Genomic DNA, 387 nt, shown 5'->3' with positions numbered 1-387 from the left:
CGGATACGCTGGTCGGCCTGGCAACCGGCGAGATCGACATCGTCGTCGGCACCCACGCGCTGTTCCAGGAGACCGTCACCTTCAAAGACCTCGTCTTCGCCGTCATCGACGAGCAGCATCGTTTCGGCGTCCATCAGCGGCTTGCCATCACCGCCAAGGGCGACGCGCCAGACATGTTGGTGATGACGGCCACTCCTATCCCGCGCACCCTGGTGCTGACCGCTTTCGGTGACATGGACGTGTCGAAACTGACGGAAAAACCGGCCGGCCGCCAGCCGATCCGTACCGTTACGCTGCCGCTCGAGCGGCTCGACGAACTGGTCGCCCGCATGGTGGACGCCGTCGCCGGCGGCCAGAAGATCTACTGGATCTGTCCGCTGGTCGAGG

At 64.9% G+C, this 387-nt stretch carries 1 pseudogene; it reads left to right on the top strand.

Annotated features, from left to right (window positions below):
* A pseudogene (locus EN994_RS35190) lies at nt 1–387 on the top strand (ATP-dependent DNA helicase RecG); the annotation flags it as partial.

It is taken from the genome of Mesorhizobium sp. M7A.F.Ca.CA.002.09.1.1 (assembly GCF_003998555.1).
Lineage (GTDB): Bacteria > Pseudomonadota > Alphaproteobacteria > Rhizobiales > Rhizobiaceae > Mesorhizobium > Mesorhizobium ciceri.
The sequence above is the reverse complement of the archived record's forward strand: the minus strand, read 5'-3'. Positions and strand labels throughout refer to the sequence as shown.